General features: G+C 65.9%; 15 protein-coding genes and 1 pseudogene. 15 read left to right on the forward strand and 1 reads right to left on the reverse strand.

The window, feature by feature from the left end; all coding sequences use genetic code 11:
• The first annotated feature begins 270 nt into the window (after positions 1-270).
• The 15 genes and pseudogenes from WBR68_RS14435 (at position 271) to WBR68_RS14505 (ending at position 13,252) form a co-directional block, all read left to right on the forward strand.
• A complete protein-coding gene (locus tag WBR68_RS14435) occupies positions 271-945 on the forward strand; it encodes a heavy metal response regulator transcription factor (protein ID WP_050450379.1) in 675 nt (224 codons plus the stop codon).
• Entirely contained in the window at positions 942-2,324 is a 1,383-nt protein-coding gene (locus WBR68_RS14440) for a heavy metal sensor histidine kinase (RefSeq protein ID WP_230694593.1), read from the forward strand. The genes WBR68_RS14435 and WBR68_RS14440 overlap by 4 nt, the downstream gene beginning before the upstream one ends.
• 78 nt (positions 2,325-2,402) lie before the next feature.
• Positions 2,403-2,882 (forward strand): cupredoxin domain-containing protein, encoded by a 480-nt coding sequence (locus tag WBR68_RS14445; RefSeq protein WP_033470898.1) that lies wholly within the window; start codon positions 2,403-2,405, stop codon positions 2,880-2,882.
• 42 nt (positions 2,883-2,924) lie between these two features.
• A complete protein-coding gene (locus tag WBR68_RS14450; RefSeq protein ID WP_033470895.1) occupies positions 2,925-4,799 on the forward strand; it encodes a copper resistance system multicopper oxidase in 1,875 nt (624 codons plus the stop codon).
• 209 nt (positions 4,800-5,008) lie between these two features.
• Positions 5,009-5,851 (forward strand): copper resistance protein B, encoded by an 843-nt coding sequence (locus WBR68_RS14455; RefSeq protein ID WP_033470892.1) that lies wholly within the window; start codon positions 5,009-5,011, stop codon positions 5,849-5,851.
• Between the two features lie 188 nt (positions 5,852-6,039).
• Positions 6,040-6,654: a cytochrome c biogenesis heme-transporting ATPase CcmA gene (gene ccmA / locus WBR68_RS14460; RefSeq protein WP_230694594.1), complete on the forward strand. Its 615-nt coding sequence runs from the start codon at positions 6,040-6,042 to the stop codon at positions 6,652-6,654.
• 12 nt (positions 6,655-6,666) lie between these two features.
• Positions 6,667-7,336: pseudogene (gene ccmB / locus WBR68_RS14465) on the forward strand (heme exporter protein CcmB).
• Positions 7,337-7,343: 7 nt separating this feature from the next.
• A complete protein-coding gene (ccmC, locus tag WBR68_RS14470; protein ID WP_033470886.1) occupies positions 7,344-8,078 on the forward strand; it encodes a heme ABC transporter permease CcmC in 735 nt (244 codons plus the stop codon).
• Complete coding sequence (gene ccmD / locus WBR68_RS14475) at positions 8,075-8,260, forward strand: heme exporter protein CcmD (RefSeq protein ID WP_033470884.1); 186 nt, start codon at positions 8,075-8,077, stop codon at positions 8,258-8,260. Before ccmC ends, ccmD begins: the two co-directional genes overlap by 4 nt.
• Positions 8,253-8,708, forward strand: a complete 456-nt coding sequence (ccmE, locus tag WBR68_RS14480; protein ID WP_033470882.1) for a cytochrome c maturation protein CcmE — start codon at positions 8,253-8,255, stop codon at positions 8,706-8,708. The genes ccmD and ccmE overlap by 8 nt, the downstream gene beginning before the upstream one ends.
• The gene (locus WBR68_RS14485; protein ID WP_230694595.1) at positions 8,705-10,678 is read left to right on the forward strand and encodes a heme lyase CcmF/NrfE family subunit; all 1,974 of its coding nucleotides are present in this window, start codon (positions 8,705-8,707) and stop codon (positions 10,676-10,678) included. Before ccmE ends, WBR68_RS14485 begins: the two co-directional genes overlap by 4 nt.
• Positions 10,675-11,196, forward strand: coding sequence for a DsbE family thiol:disulfide interchange protein (locus WBR68_RS14490; protein ID WP_033470876.1), 522 nt, complete (start codon positions 10,675-10,677; stop codon positions 11,194-11,196). The genes WBR68_RS14485 and WBR68_RS14490 overlap by 4 nt, the downstream gene beginning before the upstream one ends.
• Positions 11,193-11,636, forward strand: coding sequence for a cytochrome c-type biogenesis protein (locus tag WBR68_RS14495; protein ID WP_033470873.1), 444 nt, complete (start codon positions 11,193-11,195; stop codon positions 11,634-11,636). The genes WBR68_RS14490 and WBR68_RS14495 overlap by 4 nt, the downstream gene beginning before the upstream one ends.
• Positions 11,637-11,647: 11 nt before the next feature.
• A complete protein-coding gene (gene ccmI / locus WBR68_RS14500) occupies positions 11,648-12,502 on the forward strand; it encodes a c-type cytochrome biogenesis protein CcmI (protein ID WP_033470870.1) in 855 nt (284 codons plus the stop codon).
• A 15-nt stretch (positions 12,503-12,517) separates the two neighbouring features.
• On the forward strand, positions 12,518-13,252 hold the full coding sequence (locus WBR68_RS14505; RefSeq protein WP_230694596.1) for a cytochrome c biogenesis CcdA family protein: 735 nt from the start codon (positions 12,518-12,520) through the stop codon (positions 13,250-13,252).
• A 107-nt stretch (positions 13,253-13,359) separates the two neighbouring features.
• Here the strand turns inward: WBR68_RS14505 and WBR68_RS14510 are convergent, their stop codons facing one another.
• A complete protein-coding gene (locus WBR68_RS14510; protein WP_230694597.1) occupies positions 13,360-16,329 on the reverse strand; it encodes a Tn3 family transposase in 2,970 nt (989 codons plus the stop codon).

The raw sequence follows: 16,329 nt of genomic DNA on the forward strand, positions 1-16,329 counted from the left end.
AGACCCCAAGCGGGTGCTTCCGGATGACTATCTCCCGCTCGAATTGCCGTGCACGTTTCGGCGCGCCGGATGCATAATGCGTCGCAACGCCGATTTCATCGTTGGTCGTTTCAAAGTTCTTCAAGAGGGATACTCGAGCACGCATGGATCGCTCCTTGTGTTTCAGCACCGCCAAGCGGGAACTTGGCTAACACGCTGAACTCTACGTAGTCGGCAATTACAGAAACCGGACCGACTCATTACTTTTTTGCAAGGAAAGCGAGGCGCCCCATGCGTATCCTGTTGATTGAAGATGAAAGAAAGCTCGCGGACTACGTCCGCAAAGGACTGACCGAGCACAACTTCGTGGTCGACATCGCCCGCGACGGCATCGATGGGCGGCACGCCGCCATCGAAGGCGATTACGACGTGGTGGTACTGGACGTGATGCTGCCCGGCGTCGACGGCTTTGGCGTGCTGTCTGACCTGCGCAAGCACAAGGAAACGCCGGTTCTGATGCTGACCGCCCGCGACAAGGTGGAAGACCGAGTGCGCGGCCTGGAGGGCGGCGCGGACGACTACCTCGTCAAGCCATTCGCCTTCTCCGAGCTGCTGGCGCGGATCCAGGCCTTGCTGCGCCGCGGCAGAGGCCAGGAATCGACGCTGCTCAAGCTGGCCGACCTGGAAATGGACCTGGTGCGGCGCAAGGCGCACAGGGCCGGCGTGCGCCTGGACTTGACCGCCAAGGAGTTCACCGTGCTGACGTTGATGCTGCGGCGCCATGGCCAGGTGCTGTCGAGGACGGTGCTCGCCGAGCAGGTCTGGGACATGAACTTCGACAGCGACACTAACGTCATCGAAGTCGCGGTACGGCGCCTGCGGGCGAAGCTGGACGACCCCTACGAAACGAAGCTGTTGCATACTGTGCGCGGCATGGGCTATGTGCTGGAGCTGCGCGACAAATGAAACTGCCCCGCGTCGCGTCCATCGAAATCCGGCTTACGCTGCTGCTCGGCATCATTGCCCTGGTGGTGTCCAGCATTGCCGGATACACCTTGTTCTGGGCCTTGAAGCGCGAGGTGCAGCGCCAGGAAATGACCGAGGTGGCGGGTAAGCTGGAGCTCATCAACCACCTCATCGGCATGCAGGCCACGCTTGCGCAGATGCAGGATTTGCGCGGATCCCTGGACAACATCATGGTGGGCCACGGCAACCTCAAGACCTGGATCACGCTTGCGGACGGCAGCGTGTTCTACGGCGAGGCGCCGCCCGTGGCCGTGCGCACCGTTTCCGGGCGCGAGATCAAGCTGCACTCGCAGGACGGCTGGAACATGCGCGGCTTGCGCGTGCCGCTCGAAGGCACGCTGCTTCCCGGCGCCGAACTCACCGTGGCCGTGAATCTGCGTCCCGGCACGCAGTTCCTGTATGCCTTCGCCACCGCGCTGATCCTGATCTGCGCCGTCTGGGTCGGCGCCACGCTGGTGCTCTCGGCCTGGGCGGTGCGGCGCTCCTTGTCACCCATCCGCCGCCTGTCCCAGCGGGCGTCCCGCATTCAGCCGGACAACCTCGCCGTGCGCCTGCCGGAACAGGGCATCGACCTCGAATTGCGCGAGTTCACCCACACCTTCAACGGCATGCTGGGTCGGGTGCAAACGGCCTATCAGCAGATGGAAGGGTTCAACGCCGACGTGGCCCATGAACTGCGCACGCCCCTTGCCACGCTGATCAGCGGCACCGAGGTCATGCTGTCCTCCCCCCGTTCGGAGCAGGAGCTGCGCGAAGTGCTGGAATCGAACCTGGAAGAGCTGGAGGGCTTGAAGGCGCTGGTCAACGACATGCTATTCCTGGCCCGCGCCGACGGCGGCGAACCGGCGGGAGACCTGCGGGAAGTGGACGTGCGCCGGGAGGTCGCCCGCGTGGCCGAATACTACGAGGCCTCACTGGACGAAGCCGGCGTTTCCCTGGCGGCGCACGGCAGCGCCACCCTGATGGCCAACCCACGGCTGTTACGGCGCGCCATCGCCAACCTGCTCAGCAACGCCATCCGGGCCACGCCCAGGGGACGCGGCATCGACCTCTATTGCGTCGCCCGGCAGGACGAGATCGAAATCAGGGTCAGGAACCCCGGCGCGCCGATAGCCGCCCAGGCGCTGCCGCGCATCTTCGACCGCTTCTACCGCGGCGACGATGCCCGCAGCGGGCGCACCGACGGACATGGCCTGGGTCTGGCCATCGTCCGAGCCATTGCCCAGATGCACCGCGGCAAGGCGTTCGCCCGCTGCGGCGGACAGGGCACCGAGGTCGGCTTCACACTATCCCGGGCGCCGAACATTACAGGAAAGTAATCCTCCCGACAGGTTGCGGTGCGGGGCGCGTCACTAAAGTGGCGCCTCCTACCCCCAATTCGAGTCTAGAGGATACGCATGAAAAAACTGGTGAACCTGGCGCAAGGCGCCATCGCTGCGGGCGCCTTTTTGCTTTCCTTCGGAGCCATGGCCGCCCCCGGCCACGGCGGCGGCCATGATGCCGTCGCCAGCATCGGCAAGCCCGGCAACCCTGCCAAGGTCTCGCGCACGGTCGCCGTCGACATGACGGACGCGATGCGCTTCACACCGGACAAGATCGACGTCAAGGCGGGCGAGACCATCCGCTTCAAGGTCAGCAACTCGGGCAAGATCCGCCACGAAATGGTGCTGGGCACCCCCGCGGACCTGGACGGCCACTACCAGATGATGCTCAAGGATCCGGGTATGCGCCATGAAGAGCCGAACTCCGTTTCCCTGGAAGCGGGCAAGGCCGGCGACATCGTCTGGACGTTCGACAAGGCGGGAACGGTCGCCTTCGCCTGCCTCGAGCCCGGACACTATCCCGCCGGCATGAAGGGCGCGGTTTCCGTCAAATAATCCACTGCCGGGACGCCGGTCCGGCTACCGGGGAGATAGAGCATGAGTAGAGCAGTTTCGAATCCGCGCCGCCGGTTCGTGCAAGGCCTGGCCACGGGCGGCGCGCTGGCCGGTATGGGCCTGTGGGGTCCGTCCGCGTGGGCGCAGGCCGGCGCGGGCCGGCAGAGCGTGCTGTCGGGCACCGAGTTCAATCTGGAGATCGGCGAGAGCCCCGCCAATTTCACCGGTGCTCCCCGCATCGCGACCACGGTCAACGGCATGCTGCCGGCGCCCACCTTGCGCTGGCGCGAAGGCGACCGCGTCACCTTGCGCGTCACCAACCGCCTAAGCGAGGACACCTCGATCCACTGGCACGGCATCATCCTGCCCACCGGCATGGACGGCGTCCCCGGCCTGAGCTTTCCCGGCATCGCCCCCGGCGAGACCTTTACCTACCAGTTCGACGTGGGCCAGAGCGGCACGTACTGGTATCACAGCCATTCCGGCTTCCAGGAGCAGACGGGGCTGTACGGCGCCATCGTCATCGACCCCAAGCGCCCGGACCCAGTGCGGGCCGACCGCGACTATGTCGTGCTGCTGTCGGACTGGACCGATGAAGATCCCATGAGCGTATTCCGCAAGCTCAAGGTGATGCCCGACTACTACAACTACATCCAGCCCACCGTCGGCAGCCTGATGGACGACGCGGAGAAGTCCGGCTGGAAGAATGCGCTGAACGAACGCCTGATGTGGCAGAAGATGCGCATGAACCAGACCGATCTGGCCGACGTCTCGGGCGCCACCTACACCTTCCTCACCAACGGCAAATCCCCGGCGGGCAACTGGACCGGCCTGTTCCGACCGGGCGAGCAGATCCGCCTGCGCTTCATCAACGGGTCGGCCATGACCTACTTCGACGTGCGCATCCCCGGCCTGAAGATGACGGTGGTGGCGGCTGACGGCCTGGCCATCCGGCCCGTGGAGGTGGAAGAGTTCCGCATCGCCGTTGCCGAAACCTATGACGTCATCGTCGAGCCGCAGGACGAGCGCGCCTACACGATCTTCTCGCAGGCCATGGACCGTTCAGGCTACGCCCGCGCCACGCTGGCGCCGCGCGAGGGCATGCAGGCCGAGATCCCGGCCCTGGACGCGGTGCAGGTGCTGACCATGATGGACATGGGCATGGCGCACGACATGCCCGGCATGGACATGGGCGGAGCGTCGGCCGGCGGGATGGACCACGGCGCCCAGGGCGCGATGAGCCCTGGAGCCCAGGGCGGCATGAACCATGGGGCCGCGGGAGGCATGAACCACGCCGGCATGGCTGGAATGGCAGGCATGGCGGGCATGAATCATGCCGGCATGAACCATGGCGCAATGTCTGGCGGTGCGGGCGCCAACGAAGGCGGCATGGTCGAGGTCAAGCATCCCTACCCGGCCGAGCACAGCCCGGCCAACTCCATGGTGCCCGATGTCGTCTCGACCCGGCTGGACGACCCCGGCGTGGGCTTGCGCAACAACGGCCGCCGGGTACTTACCTACGCCGACCTCCACTCCATGGTCGAGCCAGCGGACAACCGCCCGCCGACCCGCGAGATCGAGCTGCACCTGACCGGCAACATGGACCGCTACATGTGGTCGTTCAACGGACTGAAGTTCACCGAGGCCAAGCCCATCGTGCTCAATTACGGCGAGCGCGTGCGCTTTGTGCTGGTCAACGACACCATGATGACCCACCCCATCCACCTGCATGGATTGTGGAGCGACCTCGAGTCCGCCGACGGCAATTTCCAGGTGCGCAAGCACACGATCAGCCTGAACCCGGCGCAGCGCCTGAGCTACCGCGTCAGCGCGGACGCGCGCGGAAACTGGGCCTATCACTGCCACTTGCTGTTCCACATGGAGGCCGGCATGTTCCGCGCGGTCGTCGTGGAATAGGGGGAATAATGAGAACAACGACTTCCAGAAAGAACTGGCCCGGCCTCGTCGCGGGCACCGCCCTCCTTTCCGCCGCGTCCGGACTGGCCCTGGCGCAGACGCCGGCCGGAACGATTAATGGCATGGACCATAGCTCGATGCACGGCATGGATCACAGTTCGATGCAAGGCTCGGCTCCGGCGTCAAAGAAGGGCATGAATCACGGCTCCATGCAGGACAAGACTCCGGCTTCGAAGAAGCGCATGGACCACGGCTCGATGCAAGGCATGGATCACAGTTCGATGCCCGGCATGGACCACAGTCCGATGCCCGGCATGGGTGAACCCTCGCGCAACGGCCCGCCGGTGGGATCCCTGCCCTCCAGCGACGGCAGCATTGAACAGCGCTACGCCGCCTACCGCATCCATCCACACATGATGGACAACGTGGTCACCAGCCATCTGCTATTCGACAAGCTCGGTATGGCCTACGACCGCAACGAGCAGACCAGCCTGCAATGGGACGGCCAGTTCTGGATCGGCCGCGATCTAAACAAGCTGTGGATCAAGAGCGAAGGCGACCGTCTCAACGGCAGCACGGACGCCAAGATTGAAGCCTTCTGGAGCCCCACAATCTCGCCGTTCTGGGATTTGCAGCTGGGTGCACGGCGCGATTTCGGCACGGGTCCGAAGCGCAACTGGGCCGCGTTCGGTGTGCAGGGCGTGGCGCCCTACGGCATCGAGACCGAGATCACCGGCTATGTCGGCGGCTCCGGCAGGACCGCGCTGGCGTTGAAGGCTGAGTACGACTTGCTGCTCACGCAGCGCCTGATCCTCACACCCGAGATCGAAGCCAGCCTGTATGGCAAGAACGACGAGGCGCGCGGCGTGGGTTCCGGCCTGTCCGACGCGTCGTTCTCCTTGCGGCTGCGCTACGAAGTGACGCGCGAGTTCGCCCCTTATGTCGGGGTCTCGTTCGGCCGCAAGTTCGGCAAGACCGCGAGCTACGCGAGCGAAGCGGGAGAAAGCCGTTCCGAACGCGCGATCCTGGCGGGCGTGCGCATCTGGTTCTAAACAGCGCCGGCGCCGCGACACGCGGCGCCGATCAGAACTTTTTCTCCTGCTCTGCCCGCTTTCGCGCGATCTGTACTGATCCACGGCCGTTTTCGCCTGAACATTACAGGAATGTAAACCTCCAGCAAGTGACGGTCACACGCGCCTCTCTATAGTGGCCCCTTTTTCCACACGGCGGCGAGGCGACAATGCTTGAAGCGATGGATCTGGGTTGCATGCGCGCGGAACGTCCGCTGTTCAAGGCGCTGGCGCTGCATGTGGCGCCCGGCGAATGCCTGTTCGTCCGCGGACGCAATGGCAGCGGCAAGACCAGCCTGCTGCGCATCCTGGCAGGCTTGACGCGGCCCGCCCGCGGCAAGGTGCTCTGGCAGGGACTCGGCATCTCGCAGTCGGGCAGCGGCTATCGCGGCCAGTTCTTCTATGTGGGCCATGCCGATGGCCTCAATGGCGAACTCAGCGCTGCCGAGAATCTGCGGGCACTGCAAAGCGCAAGCGGAGACGCGCACCGTCCTGCAGCCATTGCCTGCGCGCTGCGCGACACTGGCCTCGAAGGCAAGGAACATCTTCCGGTTCGTGCCTTGTCGGCCGGCCAGAAAAGGCGCGCCGCCCTCGCCCGCCTCCTTGCGACGTTCCGGCCGCTCTGGATCCTAGACGAACCCGTGACCGCCCTGGACGCCACGGCCCATGCCTGGCTTGCGCGCGCCATGGATCGCCATCTGCGCGAAGGCGGCGCGATCGTGGCGACGAGCCACCAGGAGATCGCGCTGGACCATGCGCACAAGCAGATCCGGCTTGAACCCTAGCGCATGCATTCCATGCCGAAATTGCTGGCAGGCGTTGCGCTGCGCGACCTGCGCATCGCGCAACGGCGCGCAAGCGATGCCTTGACCCCGCTGGGCTTCTTCCTGGTTGCCACAAGCCTGTTCCCGCTGGCCGTCGGTCCCGAGCGGGAAACGCTGCGCGCCATCGCGCCGGGGCGTGCTCTGGGTGATGGCCTTGCTGTCCTGTCTGCTGTCGCTGGGTCGCCTGTTCGAACAGGACAATCGCGACGGTTCGCTAGAACAACTGATGCTGTCCGCCGCGCCCTTGCAGCTGGTCGTGCTGGGCAAGGTCGCGGCGCACTGGCTGGTATCCGGGCTGCCGCTGACCTTGCTGGCGCCGGCGCTGGGATTGCAATTCGGACTGGACGCCTCTGCCCTTCTGATACTGACTTTGGGCCTGGCCATCGGCACGCCCGCGCTCGGCCTGATCGGCGCCATCGGCGCCGCGCTCACCTTGACCGCGCGCGGCGGCGGGGCCTTGCTGGCCCTGCTGGTCCTGCCCCTCTTCATTCCCATCCTCGTATTCGGCGCCGGCGCGGTGCAGGCGGCCCAAAGCGGCCTCGGCGCGAATGCGCACCTGTCGCTGCTGGGCGCCGTGCTGGCAAGGTCCCTGTTCTTCGCGCCGCTGGCCACGGCCGCCGCGATACGCCTCTCACTGGAATGAGGAACCCATGATCCGCTGGTTTCACTATGCCTCGCCCAAGGCTTTCTATCCGCTGGCCGGAAAGGCGATTCCCTGGTTCGCGACGGCTGCCGCCCTGTTGGCGGCGGCGGGCCTCTATGTCGGCTTTCTTGCCGCGCCCGCGGACGCCCAGCAGGGCCAGGGCTACCGCATCATTTTCCTCCACGTCCCGGTCTCCTGGATGTCGATGTTCGTGTATCTGGCGATGGCGTTTTGGGCGCTGATCCATCTGGTTTTCAACAGCAGGCTCTCGGCCATGATGGTTGCCGCGCTGGCGCCGACCGGCGCGCTGTTCACGTTTCTTTCCCTGTGGACCGGTGCGCTATGGGGCAAGCCCATGTGGGGCGCTTGGTGGGTCTGGGACGCGAGGCTGACATCGGAATTGATCCTGCTTTTCCTGTACGCGGGCTACATCGCGTTGAAAGCCGCCATCGACGATCCGCAGCGCGGCGACCGCGCGGGATCGGTGCTGGTGCTGGCCGGCGTGGTCAATGTCCCCGTCATCTATTTCTCGGTGCAATGGTGGAGCACCTTGCACCAGGGCGCGTCGGTCTCCCTGACCGCGGCGCCCAGCATGGCCGGAATCATGCTGGCCGGCATGCTGCTGATGTCCCTGGCCGCATGGATATACAGCATCGCGACGGCGCTGGCGCGCCTGCGCTGCATCGTGCTCGAGCGCGAGCGGCACGCGGCCTGGATCCACGAACAATGGAGTGGCGAATGATGCATTGGTCTAGTCTCGGCGAGTTCCTCTCCATGGGTGGGTATGCGGTCTATGTCTGGGGATCGCTGCTGATGACGGCGATCTTGCTGAGCGGCGAGCAACTGCTGCTCGCGCGCCGCCGCCGCGCGATGCTGGCGGGTCCGCGCCCCGCCGCGGAATTCGAGGAGGCCTGCAATGACTAAGCGGACACGGCGCTTGGGGCTGGTCCTGGGCGGACTAGCGTCCCTGGGCGCCGCAAGCGCCCTGGTGTTGAACGCCTTTCAGAGCAATCTCGTTTTCTTCTTCACGCCCACCCAGGTCAGCAACAACGAGGTTCCGGCGGGACGCACGTTCCGCGTGGGCGGCATGGTGGAGGGCGGCAGCGTGCAACGCACGCCCGGCGCGTTGACCGTCCGCTTCGTCGTGACCGACACCGCCCACAGGGTGCCCGTGGCCTACGACGGCATCCTGCCGGACCTGTTCAGCGAAGGAAAGGGCGTTGTGGCGCAGGGACGGCTGGACGGCAACGGCTGGTTCCAGGCCGAGGAGGTGCTGGCCAAGCATGACGAGAACTACCTGCCGCCCGAAGCGCAGCACGCGATCGATCAGGCCGCGCCCAAGTCCCCGCCCCAGGAGGCCCGCCCCCGATGATTCCCGAACTCGCTCATTTCGCCCTGATCCTGACGCTGTTCGTCGCGCTGGCGCAAGGCTATGTCGCGCTGCGCGGCGCGGCGCTGGACCGACCCTACTGGATCGCCATGGCGCGGCCCGCCGCGCAGATCCAGTTCCTGCTGGTGTCCTTCAGCCTGGCGGCCCTGGCCTGGTCCTTCGCGGCCAAGGACTATTCGGTAGCCTATGTGGCCCAGAACTCGAATTCGCAATTGCCCTTTTTCTACCGCATCGCGGCGACCTGGGGCGGACATGAAGGCTCGCTGCTGCTGTGGATGTTCATGCAGACGGGCTGGGCCTGCGCGGTCAGCCTGTTTTCGCGGCAATTGCCCGACGCCATGGTCGCCCGGGTGCTGGGCGTGCTGGGGTTGATCAGCGCGGGCTTCCTGCTGTTCGTGCTGCTGACCTCGAATCCGTTCGAGCGCCTGGTCCCGGCCCCGGCCGACGGGTTGGACCTGAACACGCTGCTGCAGGACATCGGCCTGATCTTCCACCCACCGCTGCTGTACATGGGCTACGTGGGGTTCTCGGTTGCGTTCGCGTTCGCCATCGCCGCGCTGCTGTCCGGCAATCTCGACGCGGTCTGGGCCCGCTGGTCGCGCCCGTGGACCACCGCGGCCTGGCTGTTCCTGACCCTGGGGATCGCTATCGGTAGCTGGTGGGCCTATTACGAGCTGGGCTGGGGCGGCTGGTGGTTCTGGGATCCGGTGGAGAATTCCTCCTTCATCCCCTGGCTGGCCGGCACGGCGTTGATCCATTCGCTGGCCGTGACCGAAAAGCGCGGCGGCTTCAAGAGCTGGACCGTGCTGCTGGCGATCGGCACCTTTGCGCTGTCCCTGCTGGGCGCGTTCCTGGTGCGTTCGGGCGTGCTGACCTCGGTGCATGCGTTCGCGACGGACCCGACGCGCGGCGTATTCATTCTGGCGCTGTTCACCGCTGTCGTGGGTAGCTCGCTGTTCCTGTACGCCTTGCGCGCGCCCAGGATCGGCCACGGCGGCCAGTTCGCGTTCGTGTCGCGGGAATCGCTATTGCTGGTCAACAACGTGCTGCTCGCGGTCGCCGCCGCGACCGTGCTGCTGGGTACGCTGTATCCCCTCTTCATCGACGCACTGGGCCTGGGCAAGCTGTCGGTGGGACCGCCCTATTTCAATGCGGTATTCGTGCCCCTGATGGTGCCCGCGCTGCTGCTCATGGCCGTCGGCCCCATCGCCAACTGGAAGTCGGCCGATGCCGTCGGCCTGCTCAAGCGCCTGGCGATTCCCGCGGCGCTGGCAGTGTTGGCCGGCGCGGGCGCGCCTTTGTTGTTCGGCCGCTGGTCCGCAGGCGCGGCGCTGGGGATAGGACTGGCCGTCTGGCTGGCGAGCGCCATCGGCGTGGACGTCGTCAAGCGCCTGCGCGCGACCCGGGACCGCTGGTGGCGCCAGCCCCGCAGCTGGCTGGGCATGCACCTGGCCCACCTCGGCGTGGCCACGTTCGTCGCCGGGGTCGCGCTGGTGGGCAGCTATGAGACCGAGCAGGACCTGTTGATGCGGCCCGGAGAAAGCGCGCCGGTGTCCTCGTACCGCGTCGAGTTCAAGGGCGTGGACCGCCTGCAGGGCCCGAACTACGAATCCGAGATAGGCACCTTCGCGCTCTACCGCGGCGAACGGCACCTGCGCGACCTGCATCCCGAGAAGCGCACCTACGCGTCCTCGGCGCTGCCGATGACGGAAGCAGCCATCGCCGCCAACGGTCTGCGCCACGTCTATGCCGCCCTGGGCGAACCCATGGAGCACGGCGCCTGGAGCGTGCGCCTGTACTACAAGCCCTTCGTGGACTGGATCTGGGGCGGCTGCATCCTCATGGCCCTGGGCGGACTGCTGGCCGTGTGCGATCCGCGCTACCGCCTGAAGCGGCGAGAGAAACAGGCGCATCGCGCGCGACCGGACCTGCGGGCGGAGGCCAGGCCATGAGCCGTTTCATCTGGCCCCTGGCGGGCTTCGTGGTGCTGGTGTTCTTTCTGGGAATAGGCCTGACGCTCAATCCCGCCGAAGTGCCGTCGCCGCTGATCGACAAGCCCGCGCCGGCCTTTGCCCTGCCCGAACTGCATGAGCCGCAAAAGACCTTCACGCCCGAAAGCATGAAAGACCGGGTATGGGTGCTGAACGTCTGGGCGTCCTGGTGCTATGCCTGCCTGACGGAACATGCCTACATCCAGGAGTTGTCGTCGCAGCACGGCGTGCCGGTCATCGGCCTCAATTACAAGGACATCCGGGCCGAGGCCATCGCTTGGCTGGCGCGCAACGGCGATTCCTACGAAAAATCCGTGTCCGATACCGACGGCAAGGTCGGCATCGACTACGGGGTCTATGGCGTGCCGGAAACCTTCGTCATCGACAAGGCCGGGATCATCCGCTACAAGCACATCGGCCCGGTGACGCGGGAGTCCCTGCGCGACACCCTGCTGCCGCTGATCCGGAAGCTGCAATGAGGACCGCCCTGCGCGCATTGGCGCTATCACTGACGCTGAGCTACGCCCACGGCGCCCACGGCTCGCCCGAGGACCGCCGCGTGATCGAGATCGCCGCGGAACTGCGCTGCCTGGTCTGCCAGAACGAATCCATCGCCGCGTCGCGCGCCGACCTGGCGGTCGACCTGCGCCGCCAGATCCGCCAGCAGCTGGATGCCGGCAAGACGGAAGCCGAGATCCTGGCCTACATGGAGGCCCGATACGGCGACTTCATCCTGTACCGGCCGCGCCTGAAAGCGGCCACGCTGCTGCTCTGGTTCGGTCCGGCCGCGCTGTTGGCGGGCGGGCTTGCCGTCCTGGCGCTGACGCTGCGACGGCGCAAAAGCCGCCACGAGCGCCCTGCCCTGACGCCCCAGGAGCGCCAGGCCGCCGACGCCCTGCTGGGCGTCAAAGCTGAATAAGGACCCGGAACATGATGCAACTCTTCTATCTGTCGGCCGCTCTGATGGCCGCCGCGGTCACGGCATGGCTGATCGCCGCGCTGCGGCGCACGCCCGCCGCCAGCGCCGCGGACAAACGCCAGGCGGCGAACGTGGCGGTGCTGCGCGACCAATTGCAGGAACTTGAGCGAGACCGCGCGAACGGCATCTTGTCGCAGGAGGCTTTCGTGGAAGCGCGCGGCGAACTGCAGCGGCTGGCGCTGGAAGGAGCCGCAGAGGCGCAACGGCATGGCGCCGCGCCGCGCCGCGGCCGCCTGCTGCCCGTGGGCCTCGCCATCGCGCTGCCGCTGGCCTCCATCCTTGCCTACGTGGCGCTCGGCAACCCCACCGCCATCGCGCCGCCCCCGGCGCCAGCCGCGCGGTCCGAGGAGAGCGCCGCCGACATCCAGGCCATGGTGGCCAAATTGGAAGCCAGGCTGGCCGACAACCCCGACGACTATCAGGGATGGCTGATGCTGGCCCGGTCCCACCGCTACTTCGGCAGGCATGCCGACGCCGCCCAGGCCTTTGCCAAGGCCGCGCCGGCAGTGGACGGCAACCCGGCGGCGCTGGCCGAGTACGCCGAATCCCTGGTGATCAGCGCAACCCGGGGCTTCGGCGGCCTGCCGGACCAACTGCTGCGGCGCGCCCTGGACCTCAATCCCGAAGAGCCGCTGGCCCTGATGCTGGCGGGCGCAAGCCGATTCGACCAGCGCGACTTCGCGGCGGCCATCGATTTCTGGCAGCGGCTGCTGGCCAGGCTGCGCGCCGGCAGCGACATGGCGAGCACCGTCAGCGAAGGTATCGCGCTGGCCCGCCAGCGCCTGCGCGAAGGCGCCGCGCCATGAACGCCGCGGACCGCCATGCTTGACCTGTCCCTCATCGGATTCGCGACCGCCTTCGTCGCCGGGACAGCGTCGTTCCTGTCACCTTGCGTGCTGCCTCTGGTGCCGGGCTACCTGTCCTATATCGCGGGCGGATCCGGAACGTCCGCAGCCGACGCCCGCGCCCTGCGCTGGCGCATGCTGGGCCTGGCGGCCTGCTTCGTGCTCGGCTTTTCGGCCGTCTTCGTCGTATTCGGCGCCAGCATAACGGCCTTGAGCCGCCTGCTGCTGTCGTACCGCTACGAACTGAACCTTGCCACCGGCGCGATCATTGCGCTGGCCGGCTTCATGCTCCTGGGCGTGCTGCGCCTGCCCGCCTGGGCCCAGCGCTACTATCGGATCGATCCGGCGGGCCAGGGCAGCCCCGGCAACGCCCTGGTCCTGGGCCTAACCTTCGGATTCGGCTGGACGCCCTGCATCGGGCCCATCCTGGCCAGCATCCTGGCGCTGGGCGCGACATCGGCCAGCGTCGGGCAAGGTGTGGCCCTGCTGGCGGTCTATGCGCTGGGGCTAGGCGTCCCCTTTTTAGCGGCCGCCTGGTTCATGAGCCCCTTCCTGCGCCGCATGCAGGCCCTGAAGCGCGCCGGCCGGATCTTGCGGATCCTGACCGGCCTGATCCTGATCGTGATGGGATGGGCCATCGCTACGGGCCAACTGGCCCGTTTCGCCATCTGGCTACTGCTGACTTTCCCCGCCTTGGGCAGGCTGGGCTGAGCCCGATCAACCCCGTGCGATCAAACGCTTGACCTTGACATCATTGGAATCTTTATAGTGGCACCCATAAACAGGGGGTCGCCTCAGAAAACGGAAAATAAAGCACGCTAAGCCGGTTGCAACGGTCGTAGCGGCCTGAACTTGCCCGCGCCGATCTTGGCGCTGCTGCGCCAGAGGTAATCGCCGGTCAGGTTGATGTGTTCCCAGCCGAGCGGCGACAGGTATTGCAATAGCGCGTCATCGACAGCATGCCCGTTGCCACGCAACGCATGTGCTGCGCGCTCCAGATAGACCGTGTTCCACAACACGACGGCCGCCGTCACCAGGTTGAGGCCGCTGGCCCGGTAGCGCTGCTGCTCGAAGCTGCGGTCGCGGATTTCGCCCAGACGGTTGAAGAATACGGCGCGGGCCAGCGCGTTGCGCGCTTCGCCCTTGTTCAGTCCAGCGTGGACGCGGCGGCGCAGCTCCACGCTTTGCAACCAGTCCAGGATGAACAGCGTGCGTTCGATGCGCCCCAGCTCGCGCAGGGCGATGGCTAAGCCGTTCTGGCGCGGATAGCTGCCGAGTTTCCGAAGCATCAGCGAGGCTGTCACCGTGCCCTGCTTGATCGAGGTCGCCAGCCGCAGAATTTCATCCCAGTGGGCACGAATAGCCTTGATGTTCAGCCTGTCGCTGCTAATCATCGGTTTGAGCGCGTCATAGGCGGTATCCCCCTTGGGGATGAACAGCTTGGTGTCGCCCAGGTCACGGATGCGCGGCGCAAAGCGGAAGCCCAGGAGATGCATCAGGGCAAAGACGTGATCGGTGAAGCCTGCCGTGTCGGTGTAGTGTTCCTCGATGCGCAGGTCGGACTCGTGGTACAGCAGGCCGTCAAGTACATAGGTCGAGTCGCGCACGCCGACATTGACCACCTTGGTGTGGAACGGCGCGTACTGGTCGGATATATGGGTGTAGAAGGTTCGCCCAGGGCTGCTGCCATATTTCGGGTTGATGTGACCGGTACTCTCGGCCTTGCTCCCGGTTCGGAAGTTCTGGCCGTCCGACGATGACGTGGTGCCGTCGCCCCAGTGTTCGGCGAAGGGATGCCGGAATTGGGCGTTCACCAACTCGGCCAGCGCTGTCGAATAGGTTTCGTCGCGGGTATGCCAGGCTTGTAGCCAGGCGAGCTTGGCGTAGGTCGTGCCGGGGCAGGACTCGGCCATCTTGGTCAGGCCCAGGTTGATCGCGTCGGCCAGGATGGTGGTCAACAGCAGATTTTTGTCCTTGGCCAGATCGCCCGATTTCAGGTGCGTGAAGTGGCGGGTGAAGCCCGTCCACTCATCGACTTCGAACAGCAGTTCGGTGATCTTGACGTGTGGCAGGATCATGGCTGTCTGGTCGATCAGCGCCTGCGCGGTGTCGGGTACCGCCGCATCCAGCGGCGTGATCTTCAGGCCCGACTCGGTGATGATCGCATTCGGCAGGTCGTTGGCCGCTGCCATGCGGTTGACCGTGGCAAGCTGCGCTTCAAGCAGCGTCAGGCGGTCGTGCAGGTACTGGTCGCAGTCGGTGGCCACGGCCAGCGGCAATGCGCTGGACTGCTTGAGGCTGGCGAACTTCGCGGGCGGCACCAGGTAGTCCTCGAAGTCCTTGAACTGGCGCGATCCCTGCACCCAGATGTCGCCCGAGCGCAGCGAGTTCTTCAGCTCGGACAGCGCGCACAGCTCGTAGTAGCGCCGGTCGATACCCGCGTCAGTCATCACCAGCTTCTGCCAGCGCGGCTTGATGAAGTCGGTCGGGGCATCGGCAGGCACTTTGCGGGCGTTGTCGGTGTTCATGCCACGCAGTACCTCGATGGCATCGAGCACGTTCTTGGCGGCGGGTGCGGCCCGCAGCTTGAGCACGGCAAGGAATTCCGGCGCGTAGCGGCGCAAGGTGGCGTAACTTTCGCCGATGCGGTGCAGGAAATCGAAGTCATCGGGCTGAGCGAGCTTCTGCGCCTCGGTGACGCTTTCGGCGAAGGCATCCCAGGACATGACGGCCTCGATGGCGGCGAACGGATCGCGGCCAGCTTGCTTGGCCTCGATCAGCGCCTGGCCGATGCGCCCGAACAGCCGCACCTTGGCGTTGATCGCCTTGCCGGATGCCTGAAACTGCTGCTGATGCTTGTTCTTGGCGGCGTTGAACAGCTTGCCCAGGATGCGGTCGTGCAAGTCGATGATTTCGTCGGTGACCGTGGCCATGCCCTCGATGGCCAGCGCCACGAGGGTGGCGTAGCGCCGTTGCGGCTCGAACTTGGCTAAGTCGGCGGGCGTCATCTGGCCACCCTCACGGGCGATCTTGAGCAGGCGGTTCTGGTGCACCGACCGCTCGATACCGGAAGGCAGATCGAGCGCCTGCCACGCCTTGAGGCGTTCGATGTGTTCCAGCATGTGCCGCGAGTTCGGTTTAACCGGCGACTGGCGCAGCCAGGCCAGCCAGGTCGTCTTGCCGTTGTCCCGGCGCCTGAGCAGATCGTCGAGGCGGCGGCGATGCGTGTCCGACAGTGGTTCGGCCAAGGCGTCATAGATGCGCCGGTTGGCGCGAGTGATGGCCTCGGCGCTAGCGCGCTCGATGGCGTTGAGCGCGGGCAGGATGATCGACTGTCGCCGCAGATGCTCAACCAAGGTGCTAGCCAGCACGATGCCTTTGTCGGTTTGCATGGCCAGGTCGGTCAGCGTGTGCACGGCCTGCCGGTAGTGGCTCATGGTGAACGGCTGGAAGCCAAACACCGTTTGCAGCTCGACCAGGTGCTCGCGCCGGGTCTGCTCCCGCTGCCCGTAGTCGTCCCAGCTTTCGACGCCGACCTTGAGCTGGTCGGCGACCAGTTTCAGTAGGGGCAAAGACGGCGCCTGATCGACACCAAGGAAGATTCCGGGAAAGCGCAGGTAGCAGAGCTGCACGGCAAAGCCCAAGCGATTCGCAGGCCCGCGCCGCTGGCGGATGATGGAGAGATCGGTATCGCTGAACGTGTAATGTCGAATTAGGTCGTCCTTGGTGTCCGGCAACGCCAACAGGCTTTCCCGCTCGGCGGCGGACAGTATGGAACGACGAGGCAT

Source organism: Achromobacter sp. JD-1, assembly GCF_038594925.1.
Lineage (GTDB): Bacteria > Pseudomonadota > Gammaproteobacteria > Burkholderiales > Burkholderiaceae_B > Achromobacter > Achromobacter spanius_C.

Excerpts from the sequence above, each read along its gene's own strand:
- WBR68_RS14510 (WP_230694597.1), bottom strand. The coding sequence starts at position 16,329 with ATGCCTCGTCGTTCCATACTGTCCGCCGCCGAGCGGGAAAGCCTGTTG.
- WBR68_RS14450 (WP_033470895.1), top strand. The coding sequence starts at position 2,925 with ATGAGTAGAGCAGTTTCGAATCCGCGCCGCCGGTTCGTGCAAGGCCTG.
- ccmA (WP_230694594.1), top strand. The coding sequence starts at position 6,040 with ATGCTTGAAGCGATGGATCTGGGTTGCATGCGCGCGGAACGTCCGCTG.
- WBR68_RS14495 (WP_033470873.1), top strand. The coding sequence starts at position 11,193 with ATGAGGACCGCCCTGCGCGCATTGGCGCTATCACTGACGCTGAGCTAC.
- ccmC (WP_033470886.1), top strand. The coding sequence starts at position 7,344 with ATGATCCGCTGGTTTCACTATGCCTCGCCCAAGGCTTTCTATCCGCTG.
- WBR68_RS14445 (WP_033470898.1), top strand. The coding sequence starts at position 2,403 with ATGAAAAAACTGGTGAACCTGGCGCAAGGCGCCATCGCTGCGGGCGCC.
- WBR68_RS14435 (WP_050450379.1), top strand. The coding sequence starts at position 271 with ATGCGTATCCTGTTGATTGAAGATGAAAGAAAGCTCGCGGACTACGTC.
- ccmE (WP_033470882.1), top strand. The coding sequence starts at position 8,253 with ATGACTAAGCGGACACGGCGCTTGGGGCTGGTCCTGGGCGGACTAGCG.
- ccmD (WP_033470884.1), top strand. The coding sequence starts at position 8,075 with ATGATGCATTGGTCTAGTCTCGGCGAGTTCCTCTCCATGGGTGGGTAT.
- WBR68_RS14455 (WP_033470892.1), top strand. The coding sequence starts at position 5,009 with ATGCAGGACAAGACTCCGGCTTCGAAGAAGCGCATGGACCACGGCTCG.
- ccmI (WP_033470870.1), top strand. The coding sequence starts at position 11,648 with ATGATGCAACTCTTCTATCTGTCGGCCGCTCTGATGGCCGCCGCGGTC.
- WBR68_RS14485 (WP_230694595.1), top strand. The coding sequence starts at position 8,705 with ATGATTCCCGAACTCGCTCATTTCGCCCTGATCCTGACGCTGTTCGTC.
- WBR68_RS14440 (WP_230694593.1), top strand. The coding sequence starts at position 942 with ATGAAACTGCCCCGCGTCGCGTCCATCGAAATCCGGCTTACGCTGCTG.
- WBR68_RS14505 (WP_230694596.1), top strand. The coding sequence starts at position 12,518 with ATGCTTGACCTGTCCCTCATCGGATTCGCGACCGCCTTCGTCGCCGGG.
- WBR68_RS14490 (WP_033470876.1), top strand. The coding sequence starts at position 10,675 with ATGAGCCGTTTCATCTGGCCCCTGGCGGGCTTCGTGGTGCTGGTGTTC.